Origin of the sequence: Terrabacter sp. 2TAF16 (assembly GCF_052115065.1) — a bacterium.
GTDB lineage: Bacteria > Actinomycetota > Actinomycetes > Actinomycetales > Dermatophilaceae > Terrabacter.
On the sequence record NZ_JBFRFZ010000001.1, the window covers coordinates 427,936 to 452,877 of the forward strand.

Sequence of the window (24,942 nt, forward strand, 5' to 3'; positions counted from 1 at the left end):
GGGCTCATCGCGGCTCAGACGCCGATCGTCAGCGCCGCGGTGTAGCCGGACGACGCGCTGCCCGACATCGTCGCGAGCTGGTGGATGCCACCGTCGTCACCGAAGACGTTGTCGCGCTGGAGACTGACCTGGGAGAGGTTGCCGACGCTCTGCTCGTAGCCCGTCGTGGCATAGACCGCCTCGCAGGTGGCCTGGGGCAGGGCGATCTGTGAGGTCTTGACGATGGGGCCGCTCGACGTCGCGTCGCTCACCTTCGAGTAGACCTCGAAGTGGATGTGCGGCCAGCGACCCGGGTAGCAGGCCGGGAAGATCGACGTGAAGGTCGCCGTGCCCGACTCGTCGGTGGCCTGCACGCCGCGCAGGTAGTTCTCGTCGGCCGCGGGCCGGCTGTACAGCGAGTAGTTGCCGTCGCGGTCGCAGTGCCAGACGTAGACGGCGGCGCCGACGAGCGCCGAGCTCGTCGCGAGATCCTTCACCGTCAGCTTGACCGTGAGGGGCACTCCCTCGGCCGTCGTCGCCGACGAGCCGAAGCTGCTGCGGATGTCGCGGCGCACGATGCCCGAGTCGTCGAGGACGTTCTGGCCGTTGGAGCCGTCGCCCGGGTAGGGACCCGCCGTCTCGTCCGGCGCCTCGACGAGGTCGGCGTCGGCCGTGTCGCCGGAGGTGGCCGCGGACGTCCCGGCTGCGGCGCTCGTCGTGGACGCCGAGGACGTGCTCGCACTCGTCGAGCTGCTCGTCGCCGATCCGGTCGAGGCCGCGGACGGCGTCCCGGTGCTGCACGCCGCGAGCGCGCCGGCGACCCCGAGACCGCCCAAGAGGGTCAGGGCACGACGCCGGTCGACGAGCGTCTGGAGGTCGTAGACGAGACCCCGGTCGTGGTCCTCGATCTCGTTGCCGTGCTCGTCGAGCCACTCGTGCGGAGGAGCCGAGGGAGTACGCGGTGCCATGGGCCGACCCTTTCGTCGCGGGACCCGGCGGTCCCTCCTGAGAAGACTCTGGAAGCCGCCTCCGTGCTGAGCCGTTGCGCCGTCTGTGCGGCCGCTGTGAGAGCGGCTGTCATCGTGGGGCACACCGGTCCCGGGCATCACGAACGCGCGTCCTGCGTCCACCGGCCGGAGACGAGCGCACACTCCTTGACCCGCGAGGCGTCGGGCGTGTCGACCGTGGCGAGGTAGACGTACCACCTGCCGTCGTGCTGGGCGGCGAGGCGACAGGCCGCCGACCATCCCTTGAGCTCGAACACCGGTGACCGGGCCGGGATGAAGCCGGCCGAGTGCTCCGTGGCCTCCGGCAGCTCGGACTGGGTGAGCTCGTTGAGACTCGAGTAGGTGCATGAGACCCGGAACACCTCCGGTCCGAGCTGGGCGCGTGCGAGTGCCTGCGGCCGATCAGGGCGCGAGCTGTAGGTGACCCCGTCGTGCACGACGAAGTCGGTGAAGTCGATGAGTGCGCGCCGCACCGGCGTGACCACCACCGGCGGGCAGCCGGACACCACCACGGTGGTCGCTGCCGGGGACGCTGCCGGATGCCGGACCGGCTGCACGCATCCCGACAGCGCAGCCGCGGCGACGAGCGCCGCGCCGCTGGCTGCACGCCGCCCTGCGTGGGTCACGACAGCAACGTACGACGTCCGGAGTCGAGCCGGACCGCCAGCGTCGGGCTCCGTCACCACATCGTGACGGGGCGTCCGTCCGTGGCGTCAGACGAGGGCGCGCAGCGCCAGCAGGTAGGACTGCAGGCCGAAGCCGGCGACGGTACCGGTCGCGACGCCTGCGACGACGGACGTGTGCCGGAACTCCTCGCGCGCAGCCGGGTTGCTGAGGTGCACCTCGACGAGGCTGCGACCGCTCGTCGTCACGACGGCACACGCGTCGCGGACGGCATACGAGTAGTGGGTGAAGGCGCCCGGGTTGAGCACGACGTCGGCGCCGACGTCGACGGCCTCGTGCAGCCAGTCGATGAGCTCGCCCTCGTGGTTGGTCTGGCGGCAGTCGGCGACGAGCCCGAGCTCGCGCGCCTCGCGCTGCACCGCGGCGTGGACGTCGTCGAGCGTGTCGGAGCCGTAGACCTCCGGCTCGCGGCTGCCGAGACGGTTCAGGTTGGGGCCCGACAGGACGAAGACCGTGGGTGCCGTCATGGCCGTGAGTCTAGTGAGCCCTCGCGTCGGGGCGCCGCGACACGAGGCCGTAGGCCGCCTGGAGCAGCGCGCCGTCAGGCCCGGCCAGGCGGCTCGGCCGGCCCAACCCGTCGAGCACGACGAAACGCAGCGTCGAGCCGCGGGACTTCTTGTCGCGTCGCATCGCGGTGAGCAGCTCGTCCCAGCGACCCGCGGCATACGCCGTCGGGAGGCCGAGCGACTCGAGGACCGAGCGGTGTCGCGCGACGAGCGCGTCGCCCTCGGGACCGGTCAGGTGACCGGTGAGGCGGGCGAGCTCGGCGACGTAGACCATGCCGACCCCGACTGCCTCGCCGTGCCGCCACGAGTAGTGCTCCACCTGCTCGATGGCGTGGCCGAAGGTGTGGCCGTAGTTGAGGACCTCGCGCAGCGAGCTCTCGCGCAGGTCCGCGGCGACGACCTCGGCCTTGACCCGGACGGCGCGCTCGATGAGCTCACGCAGGTGCGGGTTGGCGGCGCTGCGCGCCTGCTCCGCGTCGTCGGCGACGGCCGCCTCCACGAGGTCGAGGATGACCGGATCGGCGATGAAGCCGCACTTGACGACCTCGGCCAGTCCCGCGACGAGGTCGGCCTCGGGCAGGGTCGAGAGGACGTCGACGTCGCAGAGCACCCCGGCCGGGGGGTGGAAGGCACCGACGAGGTTCTTGCCCTCGGCGGTGTTGATACCGGTCTTGCCGCCCACGGCCGCGTCGACCATGCCGAGGAGGGTCGTCGGCACCTGGACGACGCGCACGCCGCGCAGCCAGGACGCCGCGACGAAGCCGGCGAGGTCGGTCACCGTGCCGCCTCCCACTCCCACGACGGCGTCGGTGCGGGTGAAGCCCGCCCGGCCCAGCTGGGCCCAGAGGGCTGCCGCGACCTCGGCCGTCTTGGCGGCCTCGGCGTCGGGCACCTCGGCGACGTGGACGGCATACCCCTGGCTCTCGAGGGTCGCGGTGAGACACGAGGTCAGCTCTAGCAGCGTCGGGGGGTGGACGACGAGGACGCGCTCGACGTCGTCGCCGAGCAGGTCACCGACCCGGTCGAGGACGCCGGACCCGATGACGACGTCGTAGTCGTCGCCGACGGGGATCGTCGTCGGCTCGGCCGCACCGCTCACGCGCGGGCCGCCTCGAGCTCGGCGACGACGACGTCGACGACCTCCTCGGGCGTGCGTCCCGCGGTGTCGACGCGCACGGTCGCGACGCGCTCGTAGGTGGGGCGACGGTCGTTCATCATCCGCACCCACGACGCGCGGGGGTTGACCGACAGCAGCGGGCGCGAGCGGTCGAAGCCGATCCGCTTGCTCGCGTCGGCGATGGCGACGTCGAGGAAGACGACGGCGTGACCGGCGAGGGCCACCTCGGTGAGCGGGTCCATGACGGCTCCGCCACCGAGCGAGAGGACGCCCGGCTCCTCCGCGAGGGCACGCGCCACCTCGGCGCGCTCGAGGTCGCGGAAGACCGACTCGCCGTCGTCGACGAAGATGTCGGAGATCGAGCGTCCCTGCGCGGCCTCGATGGCCGCGTCGACGTCGTGGAACGCCACGCCGAGCCGCGCCGCGAGGGCCTGGCCGACCGTGGTCTTGCCGGCGCCGGGCGGCCCGACGACGACGGCGACCGGTCGGGTCACGTGGTCGTTCACCATGTGCGCAGCCCCTCCCGGATGCCGTCGAGGTATGCCGTGTGGTTGCGTGACGTCTCGGCCACCGAGTCGCCCCCGAACTTCTCCAGGCAGGACTGCGCGAGCACGAGCGCGACCATCGCCTCGGCGACGACGCCCGCTGCGGGCACGGCGCACACGTCGGAACGCTGGTGGATGGCGGTGGCGGCCTCGCCCGTCGCGACGTCGACCGTCGACAGGGCGCGGGGCACCGTGCTGATCGGCTTCATCGCGGCGCGGACGCGGAGCACCTGACCGGTCGACATGCCACCCTCGGTGCCACCCGCGCGACCGGTGCGACGGGTGATGACGCCGTCGACCATCTCCATCTCGTCGTGCGCCTCGGAGCCACGACGGCGGGCCGTCTCGAAGCCGTCGCCGACCTCGACGCCCTTGATCGCCTGGATGCTCATGAGGGCCTGGGCGAGCTGCCCGTCGAGCTTTCGGTCCCAGTGGACGTGCGAGCCGAGGCCCGGCGGCACGCCGTAGGCGAGCACCTCGACGACGCCGCCGAGGGTGTCACCGTCCTTCCTCGCCGCGTCGACCTCCGCGACCATGGCCGCGGACCCCGACGGGTCGAAGGCGCGCACCGGGTCGGCGTCGAGACGCTCGACGTCGTCGGGCGTCGGCAGGGCCGCGCCTGCGGGCACACGCGCCGTCCCGATCGAGACGGTGTGCGAGACGAGGCGGATGCCGTAGGACTGCTCGAGGAACCGGGCGGCGATCTCACCGAGGGCGACCCGGGCCGCCGTCTCACGGGCCGACGCGCGCTCGAGCACGGGGCGGGCGTCCTCGTGGCCGTACTTCTGCATGCCGACGAGATCGGCATGACCCGGCCGCGGGCGGGTCAGCGGCTTGTTGCGCGCGACCTCCTTCTCGGCATTGACGTCGTCGGAGGCGGCGAACGCCTCGTCGCTGACGGCCTCGGGGCTCATCACGGTCGTCCACTTGGGCCACTCGCTGTTGCCGATGCGCACCGCGATCGGCGAACCGAGCGTCAGGCCGTGGCGCAGCCCGCCGAGGAACTCGACCTCGTCCTGCTCGAACTTCATCCGCGCGCCGCGGCCGTAGCCGAGTCGGCGGCGGGAGAGGGCGTCCTGCAGGTCCTTCGCGCCGACCTCGACGCCGGCGGGGAGCCCCTCGATCATGGCGACGAGTGCGGGACCGTGCGACTCACCGGCCGTCAACCAACGCAACATGACCCGATCCTCCCACGGGGTCCGTCGTCGCCCCCGACCCGCCCGCTCCGCGGGACCGCGGGCCGGGGCCGGCTCCCTCGGGTTCGGGTCGGTCAGACGAGCGGGCGCATCTGGACGAAGAGCGATATGAGCAGGCCGAGCAGCATCCACGGGCCGAAGGCGATGTCGTCCTTGCGGGTGCCGCGCCGGAGGACGAGCCGCACGAGCCCGTAGACCCCCGCGAGGATGAACGCGGCGTACGACGCGACCAGCGTCGTCGACACGCTCACGTAACCCGTCGCGAGACCGACGAGTCCGGCGAGCGTCACGTCGCCATAGCCGAAGCCGCTGCCGAGCAGCGCGGCCACGAGGGCGAGGACGAAGTAGATCGTCCAGAGGACGGCGCCGGCGATCGCCGCCCGCCGCAGCGCCTCCCAGTCTCCCGAGGCGAGGGACGCCAGCGCGAGCTGGGCGACGAGCAGGGGGTATGCCGGCCGCGTCAGTCCGCGCGGGAGGCGGTGCACGTCGGCGTCGATCCAGGCGAGGGCGACCGCGACGAAGGCGAACGCGAGGTAGGCCGGCGTCAGCGCCCAGTCCGACAGCGGACCGAAACGCCAGCCGAGCAGCCCCCAGAGCAGGGCGAGCGCGACGGGGACGGCCACCGAGGGCACCTGCGGCAGCGGCCCCGTCTCGTCGTCGAGCCGGTAGCCACCCGTCGCGACGCGGCGTCGGAGCACCTCTCCGACGAATGCACCGGCGACGGCGAGCGCCAGGACGAACCACCACGGCGCACCGGGGGCCTCGGCCCACGTCATCGGCGGGATCACGGCTCGTCACGCCGATCGCGCAGCGCCACCCGGAGGGCGTCCGACATGGCGCCGAGCGGTGCGTCGTGACCCGTCATGAGGCGTACCTGCTCGGTGGCCTGGTGCAGGAGCATGTCGGTGCCCTCGGCGACGCTCCAGCCACGCTCACGGGCTGTGCGCTGGAGGCGCGTCTCGCCCGAGCCGTAGACGACGTCGAGGACGACGGGGCGGTGGTATCGGTGGGTCGCGACGGGGAAGCCGTCGAGGTCGGGCACCGACGCCGGTGGGACGGTGCTGACGACGGCGTCGACCTCGGCCCCTGCGGCCCACTCCCCCAGTCCGACGGTCTCGACGGTCAGTCCGGCGGCCTCGGCCTGTGCCAGCGTCTCGGGGCGGACCCGGTCGCGGACCATGAGGACGACGCGCCCGCCAAGTGCCAGCGTCGCGATCGCCGAGCGGGCGGTGGCGCCCGAACCGACGATGAGCAGGCTCGTGGGGTCGGTGCACCCGGCGAGGCGCAGCGCCGTCGTGAGGCCGTGGACGTCGGTGTTGTGGGCCGTCCAACCGGACGTGTCGTCGGCGTCGCGCACGAGGGTGTTGGCGGCCCCCGTCGCCGCCGCGACCGGCGTCACCGTGGTCGCAGCGCGCAGCGCGACCTCCTTGAGCGGCATCGTCAGCGACAGGCCGACCCAGGTCTCGTCGAGCCCTGCGAAGGCGTCGGCGAACCCGGCCTCGTCGACCTCGCGCCGCTCGTAGGACCAGTCGTGCAGGGCCAGGGCCGCATACGCCGCCCGGTGCAGCACGGGCGAGAGCGAGTGCCCGATCGGGCTGCCCCACACCGCACAGTGTCGGGCGACGCCGCGCCCCTCGCTCAGCACTTGCCCTTGTTGTCGGTGCACCACTTCTGGAACTGCGCCACGTTGCGCTGGTGCTCCTGGTACGTCGCGGCGAACTTCGTCTCGCCGGTGTCGAGGTTGACCGTCACGAAGTACAGCCACGGTCCGGCCACCGGGCTGGCTGCTGCCTCGAGGGCGCTCTCGCCGGGGTTGGAGATCGGGCCGGGAGGCAGGCCGGTGAACCGGCGCGTGTTGTAGGGGTTGTTGCTGTCGAGCATCTCCTGGGTCGGCACGCCGCGCTTCTTGAAGATGTAGTTGACCGTCGAGTCGAAACCGAGCGACATCTTGGCCGCGAGACGGTTCTCGACGACTCGGGCGACCTTGGGGCGGTCGGAGTCGAGCTGGGCCTCACCCTCGACGAGGCTCGCGACCGTGACGACACGCTCCATCCGGTCGGGTGTGATGCCGAGTGCGTCCAGACGCTTCGTCGACTCGGCGACCATCTGCTTGAGCTGGTCGAGCGCCGTGGCCGTCGGGCCGAACTCGTAGCTCGCCGGGAAGAGGTAACCCTCGAGGTTGCCCTTGGCCGACGGCGGCAGGCCGAGCTCGTCGACCTTCTTGGCCGCGGCGGTGTACTGCGCCACCGGGATGCCCGACGACGTGGAGAGCTTGGTGTAGATCTCGGTTGCCCAGAGCCCCTCGGGGATGGTGACGCGGGTGACGAGGCGGTTCTTCGGGTCGACGAGGATCGAGAGGGCGTCGGACGCCTTCATCTGCTTCTTCATCTCGTAGACGCCCGGCTGGATGCCCGCGCTCTTCGGGTCGTTGTTGGCGGCCTCGATGAAGGCCTTGCTCGACTTGACGACGTCCTGCTCGGCGAGGGTCTTGGCGATCGCGCTGCCGCCCGCACCCTGGTCGACGGTCACGCGGATCTCGCCCGTGCCCGGTCCCGGGTAGTCGTTGGACTCGAGGAAGCCCTCGACGACGGGCTTGAGCGCCTTGTAGGCGACGGCCACGCCGCCACCGATGACGGCGAGGGCGAGCACGATGACGACGAGCCGCCGGAAGACGGACGGCCTTCCCTTCGGCGCACCGGAGGAGCCGCCCTTGCCGCCGCGACGGCTGCTGCGCTTGCGAGCGGCGAGCTCCTGATCGCGCATCTCGCGTCGGCTCATCGGGGGCGCGGCGTGCGTCTCCTCGACGTGCTCGACGGTCTCCTCGTGGTCGCCGAAGATCGATGCCTCGAGATGGTCCTTCATCGGCGACGTTCCTTCTTCCGTTTGCCCCCCGGCGTGACGGTCTCTCCGGGCGGCCTGCCCGACAACGCTTCGGTGTCGAGGGCCGACTGCAGGATGAGCACCGCAGCGGCCTGGTCGACGACGGCCCGTTGCCCCCGACCCGGGACGCCGCTGTCGCGTAGTCTGCGGTGTGCGTCCACGGTGGTCAAGCGTTCATCGACCATCCGCACCCCCACCGTACCCAGACGGGCCGCGAGCCGACCGGCGTAGTCGCGCGCGATGCGGGCGGCCTCGCCCTCGTCGCCCGACAGCAGCCGCGGCAGGCCGACGACGACCTCGATCGCCTCCAGCTCCAGCGTCAGGGCGACGATGGCCTCGACGTCGCTGTCGGAGGCGACGTCGCGGGGCAGGGTGCGCACCGGGTGGGCGAGCACTCCCGAGGCGTCCGACGCCGCGACGCCGACGCGGGCACTGCCCACGTCGACGCCGACGCGTGCACCGGGACGGGTGCGGAGGTCGGTCAAGTCACGCGCTCCGGTTTCGGAGCTGGTCCTCGACGGTGCCGAGCGCCACCGAGACACGGGTCGCATCGGTGCCTCCGCCCTGGGCCAGGTCGTCCTTGCCGCCGCCACCGCCGCCGAGCGCCTGGGCGGCCGACTTGACGAAGGCCCCGGCCTTGAGCCCGGCCTCCCGGGCGCGCTCGTTCGTCGCGACGATCACGACCGGACGGCCGTTCGCCACGGAGGCCATCGACACGAGCACCGGCCGGTCGTTGCCGAGACGGCCCCGCACGTCGGTGACGAGCTTGCGCAGGTCGTCGCCGGTGACCCCGTCGCCCGCGTCGTGGCTGACGAACGTCACGCCGGCGATGTCGCGAGCCGACTGGACGAGACCGGACGCAGCCCCGAGCACCTGGCTCTGGCGCACGGCTGCGATCTCCTTCTCGGCGTCGCGCAGCCGTCCGAGGATGGTCGCGATGCGGTCGGGGAGCTCGTCCCGGCGGACCCCGAGCGTGTCGGTCAACTGGCTGACGATCGTGGCCTCGCGGGCCAGGTGGGAGTACGCGTCGGCACCCACGAGCGCTTCGACGCGTCGCACGCCGGAGCCGATCGAGCTCTCACCGAGCAGCTTGACGACACCGATCTGGCCGACGCGAGGGGTGTGCGTGCCGACACACAGCTCACGCGACCACTCGCCGATCGAGACGACCCGGACCCGTTCGCCGTACTTCTCACCGAAGAGCGCCATGGCGCCGAGCTTCTTCGCAGCGTCGATGTTCATGACGTCCGCCGTGACGGGCAGGTCGTCGAGCAGCACGGCGTTGATCCGCGCCTCGATCTCACCCATCGCCGCGGCCGGGGGGGCCTGGAGCGACTTGAAGTCGAAGCGCAGGCGGCCCGGGGAGTTCTCGGACCCGGCCTGAGTCGCCGTGTCACCGAGTTCGTCGCGCAGGGCCTGGTGCACCATGTGGGTCGCCGTGTGGGCGCGCGAGATCGACCGGCGGCGCACGACGTCCACCTCGGCCTCGGCGTCCTCGCCCAGGCCGGCCTCGCCCTCGAGCACCGTCGCGCGGTGCACGACGAGGCCGGTGATGGGTCGCTGGACGTCGGTGACCTCGATGAGGGCACCGTTCGCGAGGCGGATGTGCCCGTGGTCGGCCTGCTGACCACCGGACTCCGCGTAGAGCGGCGTGCGGTCGAGCACGACCTCGATCTCGTCGCCGGGACCGACCCGGTCGACGACGGCGCCGTCGCGGATCAGCCCCCGGATGCGGGTGTCGGTCAGTGTCTGGTCGTAGCCGGTGAACTCGACGTCACGCCCGAGGGTGTCGGACAGCTGCCGGTAGACGCTCGTGTCACCGTGCGCCGACTTCTTCGCCCGCGCATCGGCCTTGGCCCGGTCGCGCTGCTCGCCCATGAGCCGGCGGAAGCCGGGCTCGTCGACCTGCAGCCCCTGCTCCGCGGCCATCTCGAGCGTCAGGTCGATCGGGAAGCCGTAGGTGTCGTGCAGCGCGAACGCCTCGGCCCCACCGAGGGTCGTCGCACCGGACGACTTGGCCCGCGCCACCGCCGTGTCGAGGATCGTCGTGCCCGAGCTCAGGGTGCGCCGGAAGGCGTCCTCCTCGGCGTACGCGACCTGGCTGATCCGGTGGAAGTCGGTCTCGAGCTCCGGGTAGGAGGCCTTCATCCGATCCATGCTGACCGGCAGCAGCTGCTCGAGGGTCGGCGCGTCGACGCCGAGCAGGCGCATCGAGCGGACCGCACGGCGCAACAGTCGGCGCAGGACGTAGCCGCGGCCCTCGTTGCCGGGCGTGACGCCGTCACCGATGAGCATGAGCGAGCTGCGCACGTGATCGGCGACGACGCGGAAGCGCACGTCGTCCTCGTGGTCGGCGCCGTAGCGACGGCCCGTGAGGTCCTCCGCGGCGGCGATGACCGGAAAGACCTCGTCGGTCTCGTAGATGTTGTCGACGCCCTGCAGCAGGAACGCGACGCGCTCGAGCCCCATGCCGGTGTCGATGTTGCGCTTGGGCAGCTCGCCCGCGATGTCGAAGTCCTCCTTCGACCGGACGTTCTCGAGCTCGTACTGCATGAACACGAGGTTCCAGAACTCGAGGTAGCGGTCGCCCGCCTCCCAGTCGCCGTCGGCGCCGAACTCGCGGCCGCGGTCGAGCAGGATCTCGGAGCACGGGCCGCCGGGACCGGCGACGCCCATGTTCCAGTAGTTGTCCTTGCGCCCGAGGCGCACGATGCGGTCGTCGGAAAGGCCCGCGATCTTCTTCCAGAGCGCGATCGCCTCGTCGTCCTCGTGGTAGACGGACGCGTAGAGGTCCTTCTCGTCGAACCCGAGGCCACCCTCGGCCTGGCTGCGGGTGATGAGCTCCCACGCCAGCTCGATGGCGCCTTCCTTGAAGTAGTCGCCGAAGCTGAAGTTGCCGTTCATCTGGAAGAACGTGCCGTGCCGGGTGGTCTTGCCGACCTCCTCGATGTCGAGGGTCCGCACGCACTTCTGCACGCTCGTGGCGCGCGAGAACTGCGGGGTCTCCTGACCGAGGAAGTACGGCTTGAAGGGGACCATGCCGGCGTTGACGAACAGCAGGTTCGGGTCCTCGTGCACGAGCGGGGCGCTCGGCACGACGGTGTGGCCGCGGCTGCCGAAGTACGAGAGCCAACGACGCCTGATCTCAGCGGTTTCCATGATGAGTCCTTGGGGTCGACGGGTGTGGTCTGCGGGAGCCCGTCGCGCGTGCGGACGGGCGGGCGGGCGGGGCGGGGTCAGCGAGGCGCCTCACTCGGGCGCGGCTGACCCCCGGGGAGCTCGCCTCGCCGGCTGCAGGCCACCGCTCCGGGTCGGCCTGGGTCCCTTGTGGGCCACGGTCATCGTCCTTCGGTCGTCGGCGCACGCTCGCGCCGAGGTGCTTCAACCCTAACGGACCGCGTGAGACTCGTCCCACCACCTTTGCCGGGGTATGCCGCTGGGCCGGCCCCCCGTGCGGGAGCCGGCCCAGCGGCACACGTCGTGCTGCGTCGCGCCCTCGGCGCTCACTCCGTGCTCAGGCGGAGTGCTCGACCTCCGCGACGAGGTCGGTCTTGACCTCCGGGAAGTGGCACGCCTGGAGGTGGACGCCGCCCTCGCGGAAGGTCCGGGTCGACTCCTCGGCTGTCGCCGAGACGAGCGGCGGCTCCTGCTGGGCGCAGATGTCCTGCGCCTTCCAGCACCGGGTGCGGAAACGGCAGCCGCTCGGCGGGTCGATCGGGCTCGGCACGTCGCCGACGAGGCGGATGCGCTCCTTGGGGGCGATGCCGCGCGCGACGTTGATGTCGGGCGCCGCCGAGAGCAGGGCCTGGGTGTAGGGGTGCTCCGGGGCCTCGTAGATCTTCTTCTTGTCGCCGTACTCGACGATCTTGCCGAGGTACATGACCGCGACCTGGTCGCAGAAGTGGCGCACGACGCCGAGGTCGTGGGCGACGAAGATGAACGCGAGGTCGAGCTCGTTGCGCAGCTTGGCCAGCAGGTTCATCACCTGCGCCTGGATCGACACGTCGAGGGCCGACACCGGCTCGTCGGCGATGATCAGCTTCGGCTCGACCGCGAGGGCCCGCGCGATGCCGATGCGCTGGCGCTGGCCGCCCGAGAACTCCGACGGGTAGCGGTTGATGTGCTCCGGGTTGAGGCCGACGAGCTCGAGCAGCTCCTGCACGCGAGCCTTCTCCTTGCCCTTGTGCAGGCCGTGCACGCGCAGCGGCGTGCTGAGGATCGCCCCGACCGTCTGCCTCGGGTTGAGCGAGGAGTAGGGGTCCTGGAAGATCATCTGCACGTTGCGACGGATGTCGCGCAGCTCGTGCTCCTTGAGGTGCGTGATGTCGCGCCCCTCGAACTCGACGGTGCCGCCGGTGGGCTCGTCGAGCCGCGTCACGAGCCGGGAGGTCGTCGACTTGCCGCAGCCGGACTCTCCCACGAGTCCGAGGGTCTGGCCCTCGTTGACCGTGAAGCTGATCCCGTCGACGGCCTTGACCGTCGCCTTGACCATGCGCAGGCCCTGGACCTCGCGGAACGGGAAGTGGCGCTGGAGGTCGGTGACCTTGAGCAGCGTCTTGTCGCTCATCGGACTCCCTCGTCGTGCTGCAGCGTGGCCACGGGGTCGGCCAGGTGGCAGCGGATCTCACGGTTGGACAGGCCCGGCGTGGGGCGCCACTCGGGCAGCTGGGTCCAGCAGGCGTCGCCCTCCACCTGCGTCTTGAACTCGCAGCGCGGGTGGAACGAGCAGCCCGACGGCAGGTTGAGCAGGCTGGGCGGCGTGCCCTTGATCGCCTTGAGCTCCTCGAGGTCCTCGGAGTGCGAGGGCAGCGACTGGAGCAGTCCGTAGGTGTAGGGGTGCGACGGCTGGGCCAGCACCTCCTTGGCACTGCCCTTCTCGACGCCGCGACCGGCATACATCACGAGGATGTCGTCGGCCGTCTCGGCGACGACCGCGAGGTCGTGCGTGATGAGGATGACCGCCGAGCCGAACTCCTTCTGGAGGTCGTTGACGAGGTCGAGGATCTGCGCCTGCACCGTGACGTCGAGAGCCGTCGTCGGCTCGTCGGCGATGAGCAGCTTCGGGTTGTTGACGAGTCCGAGCGCGATCATCGCGCGTTGGCGCATGCCGCCCGAGAACTCGTGCGGGTAGGAGTTGGCGCGCCGCTGCGGGTTCGGGATGCCGACGAGGTCGAGCATCTCGACGGCACGCTTGAGGGCCACCTGCTTGCTCACCTTGTTGTGGGCCTGGTAGGCCTCGGCGATCTGTCGGCCCACCTTGTGGAACGGGTGGAGCGAGCTCTGCGGGTCCTGGAAGACCATTGCGGCCTTGGTGCTGCGGATCTTCTGGAAGGTCGAGTCCGGTGCACCGACGAGCTCGAGGCCGTCGAGCTTGATGCTGCCGGTGATCTGGGTGCGCTTGGGGTTGTGCAGGCCGAGCACCGCCATGCTGCTGACCGACTTGCCGGAGCCGGACTCGCCGACGATGGCGAGCGTGCGGCCCAGGCGGGCCTGGTAGGTCAGGTTGGAGACGGCCTTGACCACGCCCTCCTCGGTGGGGAAGGCCACCGAGAGGTCGTTGACGTCGAGGACGACGTCGCCGGCGTTGCGGGCTTCTGTGGTCTGGGTCGAGATGGTGTTGACGGTCGCGGTCACGAAAGCCTCACTCGCGGGTCGATGAAGGAGTACGCGATGTCGACGACGAGGTTCATGACCACGACGACGACGGCTCCGATGAGCACGGTGCCCATGATGACGGGCAGGTCGAAGGACCTGAGGGCCGCGAGGCCGCGACGGCCGATGCCGTCGACACCGAAGATCTGCTCGGTGATGAGCGTGCCGGTCAGCAGCGCGGCGATGTCGAGGCCCAGGATCGTGGCGATCGGGCTCATCGCGGCGCGGAAGCCGTGCTTGAACAGGACCGTGCGCTCGTGGATGCCCTTGGACCGTGCCGTACGGATGTAGTCCATCGACAGCGTCTCGATCATCGAGTTGCGGGTGTAGCGGACGTACGACGACGCCGTGACGAGCCCGAGGATCAACGCCGGAGCCAGCATGCCCGCGAAGTAGGGGCCGACTCCTGCGGATATCGCGGAGTACTGCGGAAGGACGTTCCACAGGATGACCGGGTAGAGCGCGACGAGGAGCGCGAGGACGTAGTACGGGATCGAGCCGAGCACCTGGGAGGCGCCGACGAGCCCGCGGTCGGTCGCGGAACCGCGGCGGACCGCCGCGATGATGCCGAGCGTCACGCCCACGGTCACGAACACGACGGCGGCCATCAGGGCCAGCACGACGGTGTTCGGGAAGCGGGTGAAGAGCTCCTCGTTGACGGATCGACGCGTCACGAACGAGAAGCCCAGGCACGGGGCGCCGCAGTGCACGGTGTCGCCTGCGTAGACGAAGTCGCGGCCGACGAAGAGTCCCTTGAAGTAGGTGAGGAACTRCTCGATGAGGGGCTTGTCCAGCCCGATGCTCTTGGTGATGGCCTCGAGCCGCGCGGGGTTGCACTTGGTCTCGGGGCACATGGCCTGTGCCGGGTCGGACGGGCCCGCGAAGAACAGCAGGAACGCCGAGACCAGGGTGGCCATGATGACGCTCAGGGCGAGAGCCGACCGCCTGAGGATGTACGTGAGCACGTTTTGCCTTCCAAACGAGGTGGGCGCCGGTGGTGGGGGCCCGGGAAACCCGGACCCCCACCACGGCTTCAGTTCAGATCTTGCTCCCCTTGCGGGGCGCTGTCACTGACGACTTACTGGTCGAGCCACACGTCAGTGAGGTCCGGCATGCCCTTGTTCGGGTTGTTGTGGACGTTCTTGACCTTCGTGCCGAAGACCGAGTTGCCCTTGTCGTTGTTGTCCGGGATGGCCAGTAGGTAGTTCTCCGTCAGCCACTTGTCCATCTTGCCCCACTCCGGGCCCTGCTCCGTGATCGACAGCTGCTGGATGCGCTTGATCTCGGCGTCGATCTTGGCGTCGGAGAAGTTGCCGAAGGTCGTACCACCCTGCGAGAGGGCGATCGTGCCGAAGGTGGGCGGGATGATCGAGTCGGCGGACGGCCAGTCGAAGCACCAGCCACGCGGCGACTGGAGCATGTTGTACTTGCCCTTGGGGTCGCTGACGATCTTGCGACGCTCAGCCCCCGGAACGCCGATGTCCTGCACCTTGAAGCCGGCGGCCTCGAGCTTCTGCTTGCGGACCTGGTTGACCTTCTGCGCGATGTCGTCGTCGTTCGTGTAGTAGTAGATGAGCTCGAACGGCTTGTCGGGGCCGTAGCCGGCCTTGGCGAGCATGTCCTTGGCCATCGTCGGGTTGCCGTCGCCCTGGCCGTTCATCTTGACGCCCGGGGCCGCCTCGGCCGTGTAGTCGAGGTGACCGGCGATCTGCGGCGGGATGATCGTGCTGGCGGGCGAGAACGAGTGCGTCGTCTCACCGCCGGCCTTGTGGATCGAGTCGAAGGGCCACGCGACGGCGATGGCCCGGCGGATCTCGAGCGGGATCTTGCGGGCGTCCATGTTGACCATGAGCACGCAGGAGGAGGGGCCCTCCTCGAACTGGGCCTTCTTGTCGCCCTCGATCTGGGGGATCAGCGAGGAGTCGATCGGGTCCCAGTTGAGGGTCGTGGCGTCGTCGCCGTTGGAGGCGAGGATGGCCGTCTGCGTCTTGATGGTGTCGACGCCCCACTTGAAGTGGAAGCCGTCGGGGTAGTTGTGGCGCGCGGGGTCGGTGGCGGGGTCCCAGTTGGGGTTGCGCTTGAGGACCAGCTCGGTGCCCGGGGTGTACTTGTCGAACATGTACGGGCCGGTGGCGAGCGGGTGCAGCTGGTAGTCGGCCTTCTTGTCCTTCGCCTCGGGGATCGGCGTGAACTGGTTGAAGGAGACGAAGTAGGGCAGCGTCTCGAAGCGCTTCTCGAGGTGGAAGATGACCGTCTTGTCGTCGGGTGCCTCGACACCCTTCCAGTTCTTGTCGCCCTTGTAGGGGCCCTGGTAGTCGGCGCCACCCTTGAAGAACTCGCGCTGGTACGTCGGGCCGTTGGCCGCGAGGTCGGGGTCGAACGAGCGCTTCGCGGCGAAGACGATGTCCGCGGCCTTGACCGGGCTGCCGTCCTCGAACTTGATGCCGTCCTTGAGCGTGAAGGTCCACGTCAGGCCGTCCTCGGACTGCTTGCCGAGGTCGGTCGCGAGGTCCGGGACGAGCACCTGCTTGCCGTCACGCGAGACGTAGGTCGTCAGGGCGCGGTGCGTCAGCGAGAAGATGACGGCCGTGTCCTGGAAGAACTGGTCGCTCGGGTCCATGTTCGCGGGCGTCGAGGCGTAGGGCACCGTGAGGATGCCACCCTTCTTCGCGCCGGGGACCTCAGGCGCGGGGCCCTTGGCGTTCGGGTCGAGGGCGGCACCCGCCTGGTCGACCGGGGCGTTTCCGCCGTTGGTGCCGTTGCCGGCACCGCCGTTGTTGGCGGCAGGGGCGCCGCAGGCCGCGACGAAGCCGAGGGAAGCCGCGGCTCCCACGGTCAGGACTTTGGTCCAGCGCATTGTTGTTTGCTCCCTTTGTGCTTGTCCCGGCGCTTTGCCGAGAACATCTGGTGACCGTGACCCGGTGGGGTCAGCGGCGGCTGGTGGGGTCGAACGCGTCGCGGATCGAGTCGCCGAGCAGGCTCAGGGCGAGGACGAGGAGCGACAGGCCGATGACCGACGGCCAGAGCCACAGGGGGTACGTGGCGAAGAGGTTCTGCGCGTCGGCGATGGTGCGACCCCACGACGCGGTGGGCTCGACGAGACCGGCACCGAGGTAGCTCAGCGTCGCCTCGTAGGTGATGTAGGCCGGGACGGCGATCGAGGCGGAGACGATGATCGGACCGACGAGGTTGGGCAGGATCTCGCGGAAGAGGATCGAGCGGGTCGGCACACCGATGGCGCGGGCCGCCTGGACGAACTCACGCTCGCGCAGGCTCTTGACCTCACCACGCACGAGGCGTGCCAGACCCATCCATCCGAAGACGACGAGGATGACGATGAGCACCCAGAAGCGGATCGCTGAGGTCTCCTCGGGAGTCAGGTCGCTGCCGGCGGCGATGCGCTTCTGCATGATCGGGATGATCGCCAGGACGAGCAGCAGGATCGGCAGCGAAAGGAAGAAGTCGATGACCCAGGAGATGACCTTGTCGGAGGCGCCACCGAGGTAGCCGCCGACGAGGCCGAGGGCCACGCCGACGACGGTGGACGCGAAAGCCGCGACGAAGCCGATGATGAGCGAGGGGCGAGCGCCGTAGGCCCAGCGGGCGAAGAGGTCGCGGCCGAGGCGCGGCTCGACCCCGAGCCAGTGGGCCGAGCTGGCCCCGACGGTCGGCAGACCGTTGAAGTCGACGAGCTCGGTGTGCACGGTGCTCGGGTCGGCTTTCGCGCCGGTGATGGGGTCGACCGCCTCGAGCGAGACGAGGAACGGGGCGAAGATCGCGACGAGCAGGAAGAACAGGATGATGGCGAAGCAGATGATCGCGACCTTGTCCCGCTTGAGCCGGGCCCAGGCCACCTGGCCGGGAGAACGTCCGGTACGGACCTCCTGGTGCTCACGGGCGGTCGTCGAAGACGTCTCCTCGGATTCCTCGGTCAGCGTTGCTGCTGAGGGCTCCGGCATTGCGTTCAACGCGTTGTCTCCATCCTTGTGGGATCACATCCGACCCGGGGATTCGTCACCCGAGCCGCCCTCGGGAGCGCACCAGTTGATCCGGATGCCACCCCCGCCGGGACGACGTGAGCCTGCCACACAGTTTCGCGCTGTCCAAGCATCGAGACGTGCATGGATGACAAATCGTTACCGAGTACCGCGTCCCGCGACACAATGTGCGTCCACGCGCGGCAGGCCCGAAACAATCCCCGACACGCGCCCGCTGACACGTCGCTCCGGTCACTCTCCGCGCGTGCGCCCCAGACGTCCCGAGAGCCATTCCCAGCGCGCCCGGAGGCGCTCCTCGAACCCGCGGTCCGTGGGGCGGTAGTAGCTGACGGCGTCGTGGAGGTCGTCCGGGAGGTACTGCTGCGCGGCGACCCCGTCGGGCTCGTCGTGGGCGTAGACGTAGCCCTTCCCGTGGCCGAGGCGCTCGGCCCCGGCGTACCCGCTCCCCCGCAGGTGCGCGGGGACGACGCCGCCGCGCCCCGCGCGTACGTCGGCGATCGCCTCGTTGATGCCGAGGTATGCCGCGTTGGACTTGGGTGCCATGGCGTTGTGCACGACCGCCTGGGCGAGGATGATCCGCGCCTCCGGCATGCCGATCTGCGCCACCGCGTGCATCGCTGCCACGGCCGTCTGGAGGGCGGTCGGGTCGCCCATGCCGACGTCCTCGCTGGCGGAGATGACGATGCGGCGGGCGATGAAGCGGGGGTCCTCCCCCGCCTCGAGCATCCGCGCGAGGTAGTGCAGGGCGGCGTCGACGTCGCTGCCTCGCATCGACTTGATGAGCGCGCTCGCCACGTCGTAGTGCTGGTCGCCGGCACGGTCGTAGCGGACGGCCGCCTGGGCGACAGCCTGCTCGACGTGCGCGAGGGTGATCTCGACGGGGTCGTCGGAGATCCGGCCCGCCGGCTGCGCGTCGAGCGCGACGCCGGCGGCGGCCTCGAGCGAGGTCAGCGCCCGGCGCGCGTCGCCGCCGGCGATCCGGACGAGGTGATCGGTCGCGTCGACGACCATCGTGTGTGCGCCACCGAACCCGCGCTCGTCCGCGAGCGCGGCGGCGAGCAGCTCGGCGATCTCCTCGTCGGACAGGGACTCGAGCGTGACGAGCACCGAGCGCGACAGCAGCGGCGCGATGATGCTGAACGACGGGTTCTCCGTCGTGGCGGCCACGAGGATGACCGTTCGGTTCTCCACGCCCGGGAGCAGGGCGTCCTGCTGGGCCTTGGTGAAGCGGTGGATCTCGTCGAGGAAGAGCACGGTCTGGCGGCCGTACAGGTCGCGCTCGCGCACGGCCGACTCCATGACCGATCGGACGTCCTTGACGCCGGCCGTGACGGCCGAGAGCTCGACGAAACGGCGCTCCGCCGCGGTGGCGACGAGGTGGGCGAGCGTCGTCTTGCCGGTCCCGGGCGGCCCCCAGAGGATCGCGGACAGCGGTCCGGCGGCCCCGCCTGAGCCCTCGATGAGCCGGCGGAGTGGGCTGCCGGGGCGCAGCACCTTGGCCTGGCCCCGGACCTCGTCGAGGGTGCGGGGCCGCATCCGGACGGCGAGCGGGGCGACGCCTGCCGACGCCGGCTGCTCGCCGCGCTCGGCGGCGGAGGCCGCACCGAAGAGGTCCTCCGTGCTGTTCGACATCACTGTGGAAGGCTATCCGCGTGCAGAACCCCTCAGCGGTGGGCCCGGCGCCGCGCACCCGTCTGGCTCGCCTCGGCGCACTCATCGCCCGCCACCCGCGCACGTGGATCGTCGCCTGGGCCGTCGTCGCGATCGCGTGCTTCGCCGTCGCGGTCGGTGGGGTCACCGGCGAGTCGCTCTTCGAGCGCCTCCACTCGGGTGCGCCGACCGTCGAGTCCGAGTCGTCGCGCGCCCAGGAGGTCATCGCCGAGAGCCAGCCGGCGCTCGAGACGCTGACGATGCAGGTGACGGGTGCCGACCTCGCCGACGCAGCGACGGTCGAGGCCGGGACGGCGGCGACGCGCGAGGTCGCGCAGGTCCCCGGGGTCAAGAGCGTGCGGTCGCCGCTGCTGACGCCGGGCGGCGTCACCGACCCGTCGGTGGCTCCCCTGCTCAAGGGCGGCACGCCGACCGCGGGCGGCTTCGTCACCGTCGTCGACTTCGCGCCGGGTCTCGACAAGGCGGCACAGGACGCGGCCGAGACCCAGGCGGAGGCCCGACTGCTCGGTGTCGCCACGGCCATGCACGCCCAGGGCTCAGTCGGCAGCACGAGCAAGGTCATCGAGGCCATCACGACGACCGTCGAGCGGGACCTGCTGCGGGGCGAGGGCATCGCCCTGCCGCTCACCTTCATCGTCATGTTCTTCGTCTTCGGCGGCTTCGTCGCCGCAGGCATGCCCATCGTCGGGGCCGTCGTCTCGATCGGTGGTGCGCTGCTGTCGCTCTTCGGCTTCTCGCACGTCGTCGAGCTCGACGCGACCGTCGTCAACATCGTCACCCTGCTCGGGCTCGGGCTGTCCATCGACTACGGCCTGCTCACCGTCAGCCGCTTCCGCGAGGAGCTCGCCCACCGGGAGCACGACGTGCCGACGCGCGCGGAGATCGCGCACGCGGCCGAGCGCACGGTGGCGACCGCGGGCCGCACCGTCCTCTTCTCCGGACTGACCGTCGCCATCGCCCTTGCCGGCCTGCTCATCTTCGAGGCGTCGATCATGCGCGCCATCGGCGTGGCCGGGGTCAGCGTCGTGCTCGTCGCGATGGTCGTCGCCATCACGCTCGTGCCGGCGCTGTGCGTGGTGGGCGCAAAACGGCTGTCCCGCAAGGCTGTTGAGAAGCCGTCCGACGTCGGCCTCTTCTCTCGCCTGGCTGTCGGCGTGCAGCGGCGCCCCGTTGCCGTCATCCTCGGTGTCGTCGTGGTGCTCGTGACGCTGGCCCTGCCCACCCTGTCGATGAAGCTGACGTCGTCCGGGACCGAGCTGCTCCCCAAGGACGCTCCCGAGCGGGTCTTCTTCGAGCAGCTCGACCGCGACTACCCGGCCCTCTCCGCCCCGGAGGTCACCGTCGTGGCCCGCACGGCCGACACTGCCGCCGTCACGGCGTGGTCCCAGCAGTTCCGCTCGCGTCCGGGCGTCGAGGGTCTCGTCGTCCGTCCGCTCGGCAGCGGCGACCAGCGCGTCGACATCCGCGTCGCCGGGCGGCCCACCTCCGACGAGGCGCAGGACCTCGTGACGACGATCCGCGCGACGAGCGCCCCCTTCGAGACGCTGACGACGGGCCAGGCCGCCGGACAGATCGACTTCCTCGACTCGATGTCGGCCCGCGCCCCGTATGCCGTCGCGCTCGTCGTGCTCGGCACGTTCGTCCTGCTCTTCCTGATGACCGGGTCCGTCGTGCTGCCGGTCAAGGCGCTGCTGCTCAACGTCATCTCGCTCGGTGCCGCCCTCGGCGTCGTCGTGTGGATCTTCCAGGAGGGCCACCTCGAGGGGCTGCTCGGCTTCACCTCCGTGGGAGCCCTCGAGTCGATGGTCCCCTTCCTCGTCCTCGCGTTCGGGTTCGGCCTGTCCATGGACTACGAGGTGTTCCTGCTCTCGCGGATCGTCGAGTTCCACCGGCACGGCGCCGGCAACGATCGGGCCGTGTCGCTGGGCCTCCAGCGCACCGGCCGCATCATCACGTCGGCCGCCCTGCTCATCGTCATCGTCTTCGGCGGTTTCGTCGCCGGCGACATCCTCATCATCAAGGAGATGGGGGTGGCTCTCGTCGCGGCCGTCGTCATCGACGCGACCCTCGTGCGGATGCTGCTCGTGCCCGCGACGATGACGGTGCTCGGCCGGTGGAACTGGTGGGCGCCTGCACCGATGCGTCGCCTCCACGACCGCTTCGGGATCACGGAGTGACCACCGTCGTCGCGGCGCACGGACTCGACGGCCTGCTGGACGCGACCGGCGGCCATCCCTTCGTGCGGTGGGAGGTGACGGACGAGCTCGCCGCGACGTGGTGGGCCGCGACCGACGCCGTCGCCTTCCAGCGCACCCGCAAGGCCGTGCGGCGCACCGTCAACGTCCTCGGCGGAGACGACGGCGTGACGGCGCTCCTCGACCACCTGCCGGAGATCGCGGCGACCATCTCGCCCGACCGTCGCGCCTTCTCGGTCAGCGTGCCGCAGCACCTCGAGCCGCACCTCCGGGAGCGCTACCGGGTCATGGACGGCGGCGACTGGGAGTGGTTCCACACGACCACCCCTCCCGACGAGCACCCCTCGCACGAAAGGGTGGTCGTCATCGACGACGTCGCGCGCGCCGACGAGGTCCGGGCCTTCCTCGAGGCACAGTCCCCCACCGCCGACACCGAGCCCGGCTCCGGGGAGCGGTGGTTCGCCGTGGAGGACCTCGACGGCTCCCTCTGCGCGGTGGCCGCCTGGGGCACCACCCGGGCCGGCGCGCCGCACCTGTCGTCCGTCGCCGTCGACACGCGCCTGCGGGGACAGGGGCTCGGCCGCACGATCGTCGGCGCCGTGACCCGCCTGGCCGTCGCCGAGACCGGCGTCTGCACCCTCGGGATGTACTCCCACAACACCGTCGCCCGAGAGCTCTACCTGTCGCTCGGCTACGACCGGTTGTGCGCCTGGTCGAGCCGCCCGGTCGTCATCGACCGCTGACCGGGCGGCGCACCGCGCTGCGGCGTCAGGCGAAGTCGGACGCGGTGACGGTCCGGTCGGCGGGCTCCACGAGCACGACCCAGTTGCCCGAGTTGTCGCGGCAGACCGCCTCGGTCCCGTAGGGACGGGCCGACGGGGGCTGGAGGAACTCGACGCCCTTGGCCGACAGGTCGGCATACGTCTGCTCGCAGTCGTCGACCGTGAGGCCGAGACCGTTGAGCCCGCCGGCGTCCTGCGCTCGCTTCATCGCGGTGACGAGCTCGTCCGGGAAGGGCGGGCCGGGGATGGCGAGGCTGACCTGCAGCTCCGGCTGGCTCGGGTGCACGACCGTGCACCAGCGGTAGCCGTCGCCGAGGGTGATGTCGTCCTTCTCCTCGAACCCGAGGACGTCGACGTAGAAGCGCTTGGACTCGTCGATGTCCTTCACGAAGACACTGACGATGGAGATGTTGGTGATCATGTGACCACGCTAGGACGGGTCCGCCGCCTCGTGCTTCTCCTGGGTTGCGGAGCCTGCGGGCGCGCTCTCCGCCAGGCCCCACATGAACAGGACGCAGCCCGGGATGTGCGGCGCACCGGTCGCGGCGTACCTCGCCTGGTACTCGCTGGGGCTCTGCCCCACGACCGTGCGGAACCGGCTGCTGAACGAGCCGAGGCTCGAGAAGCCGACGGCGTGGCACACCTCGGTGACGGTGAGGTTCGTCGCACGCAGCAGGTCCTGGGCGCGTTCGATGCGGCGGCGCGAGACGTACCCGGCCGGCGTCACGCCGTACGTCGCGCGGAAGAGCCGGAGGAAGTGGTACTTCGACAGCCTCGCTTCGGCCGCGAGCGCGTCGAGGTCGAGGGGCTCCGCGTAGTGCCGGTCGGCGTGGTCGCGAGCGCGGCGCAGGTGGACCAGCACGTCGTCGGGGGCGCGTCGCTCCATCGTGGTCACCCGCTCATTGTCGCCCTCCGCGCCTCAGCCGACGGCATCCGTCACGAACGTGCCGTTGACGGCGCGCAGCCGGTGCTCCCAGGAGGTCGCCGGCCGGCCGAGGACCTTCTCGCTCAGGGTGGCCCGGGCACGGGTGTCGGCGGTCGCGTGCCGCTGGTCACGCGGCACCCCGTAGATCCAGCTCGCCTGCCCCTCGTAGGACGAGGTCTCCGACCGGCTCGACAGGTGCGCTCCGCCGCGAGTCAGCGACTCGTCACGCGACCACGTGATGGCGAGATCGCCCGTGACGTCGTACGCGCCGGCGACGTCGCTGCGCGGGTGGAAGCCGAGGACACCGTCCTTGTCCCAGCGCTGCTCGGTGCGCTCGAGGGTCGGAGCTCCCCGTCCGTGCCCGGTCGCGACGACCTGGGTGTCGGTCCACGACGCCGTCAGGGTGTCGTCGGCCTCGTCGTCGGTCCACGAGTGCCTCGACGTGTTGGAAAGAGTGCGCGTGACCGTCGTCGTGACCGGTCCGCGTGAGGTGGACAGCGTTCCCGTGACGCGGAGCTCACGTCGCGCGTCGAGATCGACGTGGCCCGCCCGGTCCCCCGCCCCCGACACGCTGCTGTCGACGACGGGATCGCTTGCGTATGCCGTCCCGGTCGTTCCCGACACCACGCTGCGGGCCGCGTCGCGCCAGATGCGGAAGCGGGGCGCGAGGGTCCAGCCGCCCTGGCCTGCCGGAAGACCCACGACGGAGATGCGGACGTCGTGGGGCCGCCCGTCGTTGAGCCTCGCGAGGTAGGGCGTGAGGTCGTAGCCGAGCGGCGGGATGTCGAACGCCTTGGGCGAGGGGATGGTGTACCAGAGGAACGGGTTGCTCCAGCCGCCCGTGTAGACGACGGGGTACGGCGCGGCGATGCCTGCGAGCTGCCCGTCGATGTGCACGTCGACCTCGCGGTAGGGCAGACCGTCCGGACACGAGTAGCCGGTGCTCGCAGGGGCGCTCGTGTCCCAGAACTCCTCACAGCCACCGCCGGACCCGGTCGCGAAGACGTCGGCGAGCAGCCGGGTCGAGTTGCGCGGCACCGTGAGGGACCCGACGAGGTCGCTGCCGTCGCGGGCGGTGTCGGTGAGGGGCACGACGGCATCGGACGTCCTGGCCGCAGGCGCTCCGCGCCCGGTCGTGGAGAAGTCGAGGTCGACCGTCACGTGGATGACCCCGGTGTAGGTGCCGTCGACGACGTTGCCGATGAAGGCCTGCACCTGCTGCGGGTCCGCAAGCAGCGGAGCGAGGTCCGTGACGTCCTTCTCGACGTGCCAATGGATCCCGTCGACGCTCGGCTCGGGCGTCGAGAGGGTCAGCATCCGCACTCCCCCGACGTCGACGTAGCCGATGCGGTCGAACTGTCGCCCGGCCACCGACCCCTCGAGCCGCATGACGACCTTCGACCACGGACCTGCGCAGCCGACCGGCGGCCTGTAGGCCTTGGCGTGGACGTCGAAGTCGTCGAACGCGTCGTCGACGACGCGAACGGTGCAGTGGTGCGTGGCGGGTACCGGGACGCTCGGCTCCGGTGTGCGCGGGTCGTCCCAGTCGGTGCCGAACTCCTGCGGCGGGGTGGCCGCGGGCACCGCCGAGGGACTCGGCGCGGGCACGGCGGCGGGCAGGCTCGACGCGGAACTGGCTCCGGTCATGGCGAGGACCGCACCCAGGAGGACCGCGGTGACCGGACGTCGACGTGGTGATCGCATGCCTTCGACCGTAGGACGGCCCGAGTCAAGGCTGGGCAAAGCGCACGGCAGGTGACGGCATACGCGTGGAGGGCCGTCCTCGCTCTCGCGACGACGACCCT

Annotated in this window: 22 protein-coding genes; 2 read left to right on the plus strand and 20 right to left on the minus strand. The window is 70.8% G+C overall.

Annotation, left to right across the window (positions count from 1 at the left end):
• Window positions 1-14 precede the first annotated feature (14 nt).
• The 17 genes from AB4Z14_RS02005 to AB4Z14_RS02085 form a co-directional block, all read right to left on the minus strand.
• Entirely contained in the window at window positions 15-947 is a 933-nt protein-coding gene (locus tag AB4Z14_RS02005) for an intradiol ring-cleavage dioxygenase (RefSeq protein WP_442273690.1), read from the minus strand.
• A 137-nt stretch (window positions 948-1,084) separates the two neighbouring features.
• A complete protein-coding gene (locus tag AB4Z14_RS02010; protein ID WP_442273691.1) occupies window positions 1,085-1,612 on the minus strand; it encodes a hypothetical protein in 528 nt (175 codons plus the stop codon).
• Between the two features lie 87 nt (window positions 1,613-1,699).
• Window positions 1,700-2,137, minus strand: coding sequence for a type II 3-dehydroquinate dehydratase (gene aroQ / locus AB4Z14_RS02015; RefSeq protein ID WP_442273692.1), 438 nt, complete (start codon window positions 2,135-2,137; stop codon window positions 1,700-1,702).
• Between the two features lie 10 nt (window positions 2,138-2,147).
• Window positions 2,148-3,275: a 3-dehydroquinate synthase gene (gene aroB, locus AB4Z14_RS02020; RefSeq protein ID WP_442273693.1), complete on the minus strand. Its 1,128-nt coding sequence runs from the start codon at window positions 3,273-3,275 to the stop codon at window positions 2,148-2,150.
• The gene (locus tag AB4Z14_RS02025) at window positions 3,272-3,802 is read right to left on the minus strand and encodes a shikimate kinase (protein WP_442273694.1); all 531 of its coding nucleotides are present in this window, start codon (window positions 3,800-3,802) and stop codon (window positions 3,272-3,274) included. The genes aroB and AB4Z14_RS02025 overlap by 4 nt, the downstream gene beginning before the upstream one ends.
• Window positions 3,796-5,016 carry a chorismate synthase gene (aroC, locus tag AB4Z14_RS02030; protein ID WP_442273695.1) on the minus strand — a complete coding sequence of 407 codons (1,221 nt, stop codon included), beginning with the start codon at window positions 5,014-5,016 and terminating at the stop codon, window positions 3,796-3,798. The genes AB4Z14_RS02025 and aroC overlap by 7 nt, the downstream gene beginning before the upstream one ends.
• A gap of 92 nt (window positions 5,017-5,108) precedes the next feature.
• A complete protein-coding gene (locus AB4Z14_RS02035; RefSeq protein WP_442273696.1) occupies window positions 5,109-5,810 on the minus strand; it encodes a prepilin peptidase in 702 nt (233 codons plus the stop codon).
• 8 nt (window positions 5,811-5,818) lie between these two features.
• A complete protein-coding gene (locus tag AB4Z14_RS02040) occupies window positions 5,819-6,679 on the minus strand; it encodes a shikimate dehydrogenase (protein WP_442273697.1) in 861 nt (286 codons plus the stop codon).
• Window positions 6,673-7,896 carry an endolytic transglycosylase MltG gene (mltG, locus tag AB4Z14_RS02045; RefSeq protein ID WP_442273698.1) on the minus strand — a complete coding sequence of 408 codons (1,224 nt, stop codon included), beginning with the start codon at window positions 7,894-7,896 and terminating at the stop codon, window positions 6,673-6,675. The genes AB4Z14_RS02040 and mltG overlap by 7 nt, the downstream gene beginning before the upstream one ends.
• Complete coding sequence (gene ruvX, locus AB4Z14_RS02050; protein WP_442273699.1) at window positions 7,893-8,399, minus strand: Holliday junction resolvase RuvX; 507 nt, start codon at window positions 8,397-8,399, stop codon at window positions 7,893-7,895. Before ruvX ends, mltG begins: the two co-directional genes overlap by 4 nt.
• Window position 8,400: 1 nt before the next feature.
• Window positions 8,401-11,073, minus strand: coding sequence for an alanine--tRNA ligase (alaS, locus tag AB4Z14_RS02055; protein WP_442273700.1), 2,673 nt, complete (start codon window positions 11,071-11,073; stop codon window positions 8,401-8,403).
• Between the two features lie 355 nt (window positions 11,074-11,428).
• Window positions 11,429-12,481, minus strand: a complete 1,053-nt coding sequence (locus AB4Z14_RS02060; protein WP_056776430.1) for an ABC transporter ATP-binding protein — start codon at window positions 12,479-12,481, stop codon at window positions 11,429-11,431.
• Window positions 12,478-13,548 carry an ABC transporter ATP-binding protein gene (locus tag AB4Z14_RS02065; RefSeq protein WP_442273701.1) on the minus strand — a complete coding sequence of 357 codons (1,071 nt, stop codon included), beginning with the start codon at window positions 13,546-13,548 and terminating at the stop codon, window positions 12,478-12,480. The genes AB4Z14_RS02060 and AB4Z14_RS02065 overlap by 4 nt, the downstream gene beginning before the upstream one ends.
• On the minus strand, window positions 13,545-14,531 hold the full coding sequence (locus tag AB4Z14_RS02070) for an ABC transporter permease (protein ID WP_442273702.1): 987 nt from the start codon (window positions 14,529-14,531) through the stop codon (window positions 13,545-13,547). The genes AB4Z14_RS02065 and AB4Z14_RS02070 overlap by 4 nt, the downstream gene beginning before the upstream one ends.
• 113 nt (window positions 14,532-14,644) lie before the next feature.
• Window positions 14,645-16,399 carry an ABC transporter substrate-binding protein gene (locus AB4Z14_RS02075; RefSeq protein WP_442273703.1) on the minus strand — a complete coding sequence of 585 codons (1,755 nt, stop codon included), beginning with the start codon at window positions 16,397-16,399 and terminating at the stop codon, window positions 14,645-14,647.
• 94 nt (window positions 16,400-16,493) lie between these two features.
• Complete coding sequence (locus tag AB4Z14_RS02080) at window positions 16,494-17,525, minus strand: ABC transporter permease (protein WP_442273704.1); 1,032 nt, start codon at window positions 17,523-17,525, stop codon at window positions 16,494-16,496.
• A gap of 270 nt (window positions 17,526-17,795) precedes the next feature.
• A complete protein-coding gene (locus AB4Z14_RS02085) occupies window positions 17,796-19,196 on the minus strand; it encodes a replication-associated recombination protein A (RefSeq protein ID WP_442273705.1) in 1,401 nt (466 codons plus the stop codon).
• A 20-nt stretch (window positions 19,197-19,216) separates the two neighbouring features.
• Here AB4Z14_RS02085 and AB4Z14_RS02090 point away from each other — a divergent pair, with 20 nt between their 5' ends.
• Together AB4Z14_RS02090 and AB4Z14_RS02095 are read left to right on the plus strand one after the other, a co-directional pair.
• Window positions 19,217-21,412 carry an MMPL family transporter gene (locus tag AB4Z14_RS02090; RefSeq protein WP_442273706.1) on the plus strand — a complete coding sequence of 732 codons (2,196 nt, stop codon included), beginning with the start codon at window positions 19,217-19,219 and terminating at the stop codon, window positions 21,410-21,412.
• Entirely contained in the window at window positions 21,409-22,173 is a 765-nt protein-coding gene (locus AB4Z14_RS02095) for a GNAT family N-acetyltransferase (protein ID WP_442273707.1), read from the plus strand. The genes AB4Z14_RS02090 and AB4Z14_RS02095 overlap by 4 nt, the downstream gene beginning before the upstream one ends.
• 25 nt (window positions 22,174-22,198) lie before the next feature.
• Here AB4Z14_RS02095 and AB4Z14_RS02100 read toward each other — a convergent pair whose 3' ends face one another.
• From AB4Z14_RS02100 to AB4Z14_RS02110, 3 genes are read right to left on the minus strand one after another with little or no spacing between them, the layout of a single operon-like run.
• The gene (locus AB4Z14_RS02100; RefSeq protein WP_442273708.1) at window positions 22,199-22,633 is read right to left on the minus strand and encodes a VOC family protein; all 435 of its coding nucleotides are present in this window, start codon (window positions 22,631-22,633) and stop codon (window positions 22,199-22,201) included.
• Window positions 22,634-22,642: 9 nt separating this feature from the next.
• The gene (locus tag AB4Z14_RS02105) at window positions 22,643-23,098 is read right to left on the minus strand and encodes a helix-turn-helix domain-containing protein (protein WP_442273739.1); all 456 of its coding nucleotides are present in this window, start codon (window positions 23,096-23,098) and stop codon (window positions 22,643-22,645) included.
• A gap of 33 nt (window positions 23,099-23,131) precedes the next feature.
• A complete protein-coding gene (locus AB4Z14_RS02110; RefSeq protein WP_442273709.1) occupies window positions 23,132-24,841 on the minus strand; it encodes a peptide-N4-asparagine amidase in 1,710 nt (569 codons plus the stop codon).
• Window positions 24,842-24,942: the final 101 nt, after the last annotated feature.

Coding starts and splice junctions, on each gene's coding strand:
- AB4Z14_RS02035 (WP_442273696.1), bottom strand. CDS start 5,810: ATGACGTGGGCCGAGGCCCCCGGTGCGCCGTGGTGGTTCGTCCTGGCG.
- mltG (WP_442273698.1), bottom strand. CDS start 7,896: ATGAAGGACCATCTCGAGGCATCGATCTTCGGCGACCACGAGGAGACC.
- AB4Z14_RS02085 (WP_442273705.1), bottom strand. CDS start 19,196: ATGTCGAACAGCACGGAGGACCTCTTCGGTGCGGCCTCCGCCGCCGAG.
- AB4Z14_RS02105 (WP_442273739.1), bottom strand. CDS start 23,098: ATGGAGCGACGCGCCCCCGACGACGTGCTGGTCCACCTGCGCCGCGCT.
- AB4Z14_RS02060 (WP_056776430.1), bottom strand. CDS start 12,481: ATGAGCGACAAGACGCTGCTCAAGGTCACCGACCTCCAGCGCCACTTC.
- AB4Z14_RS02080 (WP_442273704.1), bottom strand. CDS start 17,525: ATGCCGGAGCCCTCAGCAGCAACGCTGACCGAGGAATCCGAGGAGACG.
- aroQ (WP_442273692.1), bottom strand. CDS start 2,137: ATGACGGCACCCACGGTCTTCGTCCTGTCGGGCCCCAACCTGAACCGT.
- alaS (WP_442273700.1), bottom strand. CDS start 11,073: ATGGAAACCGCTGAGATCAGGCGTCGTTGGCTCTCGTACTTCGGCAGC.
- AB4Z14_RS02100 (WP_442273708.1), bottom strand. CDS start 22,633: ATGATCACCAACATCTCCATCGTCAGTGTCTTCGTGAAGGACATCGAC.
- AB4Z14_RS02110 (WP_442273709.1), bottom strand. CDS start 24,841: ATGCGATCACCACGTCGACGTCCGGTCACCGCGGTCCTCCTGGGTGCG.
- aroC (WP_442273695.1), bottom strand. CDS start 5,016: ATGTTGCGTTGGTTGACGGCCGGTGAGTCGCACGGTCCCGCACTCGTC.
- AB4Z14_RS02005 (WP_442273690.1), bottom strand. CDS start 947: ATGGCACCGCGTACTCCCTCGGCTCCTCCGCACGAGTGGCTCGACGAG.
- AB4Z14_RS02025 (WP_442273694.1), bottom strand. CDS start 3,802: ATGGTGAACGACCACGTGACCCGACCGGTCGCCGTCGTCGTCGGGCCG.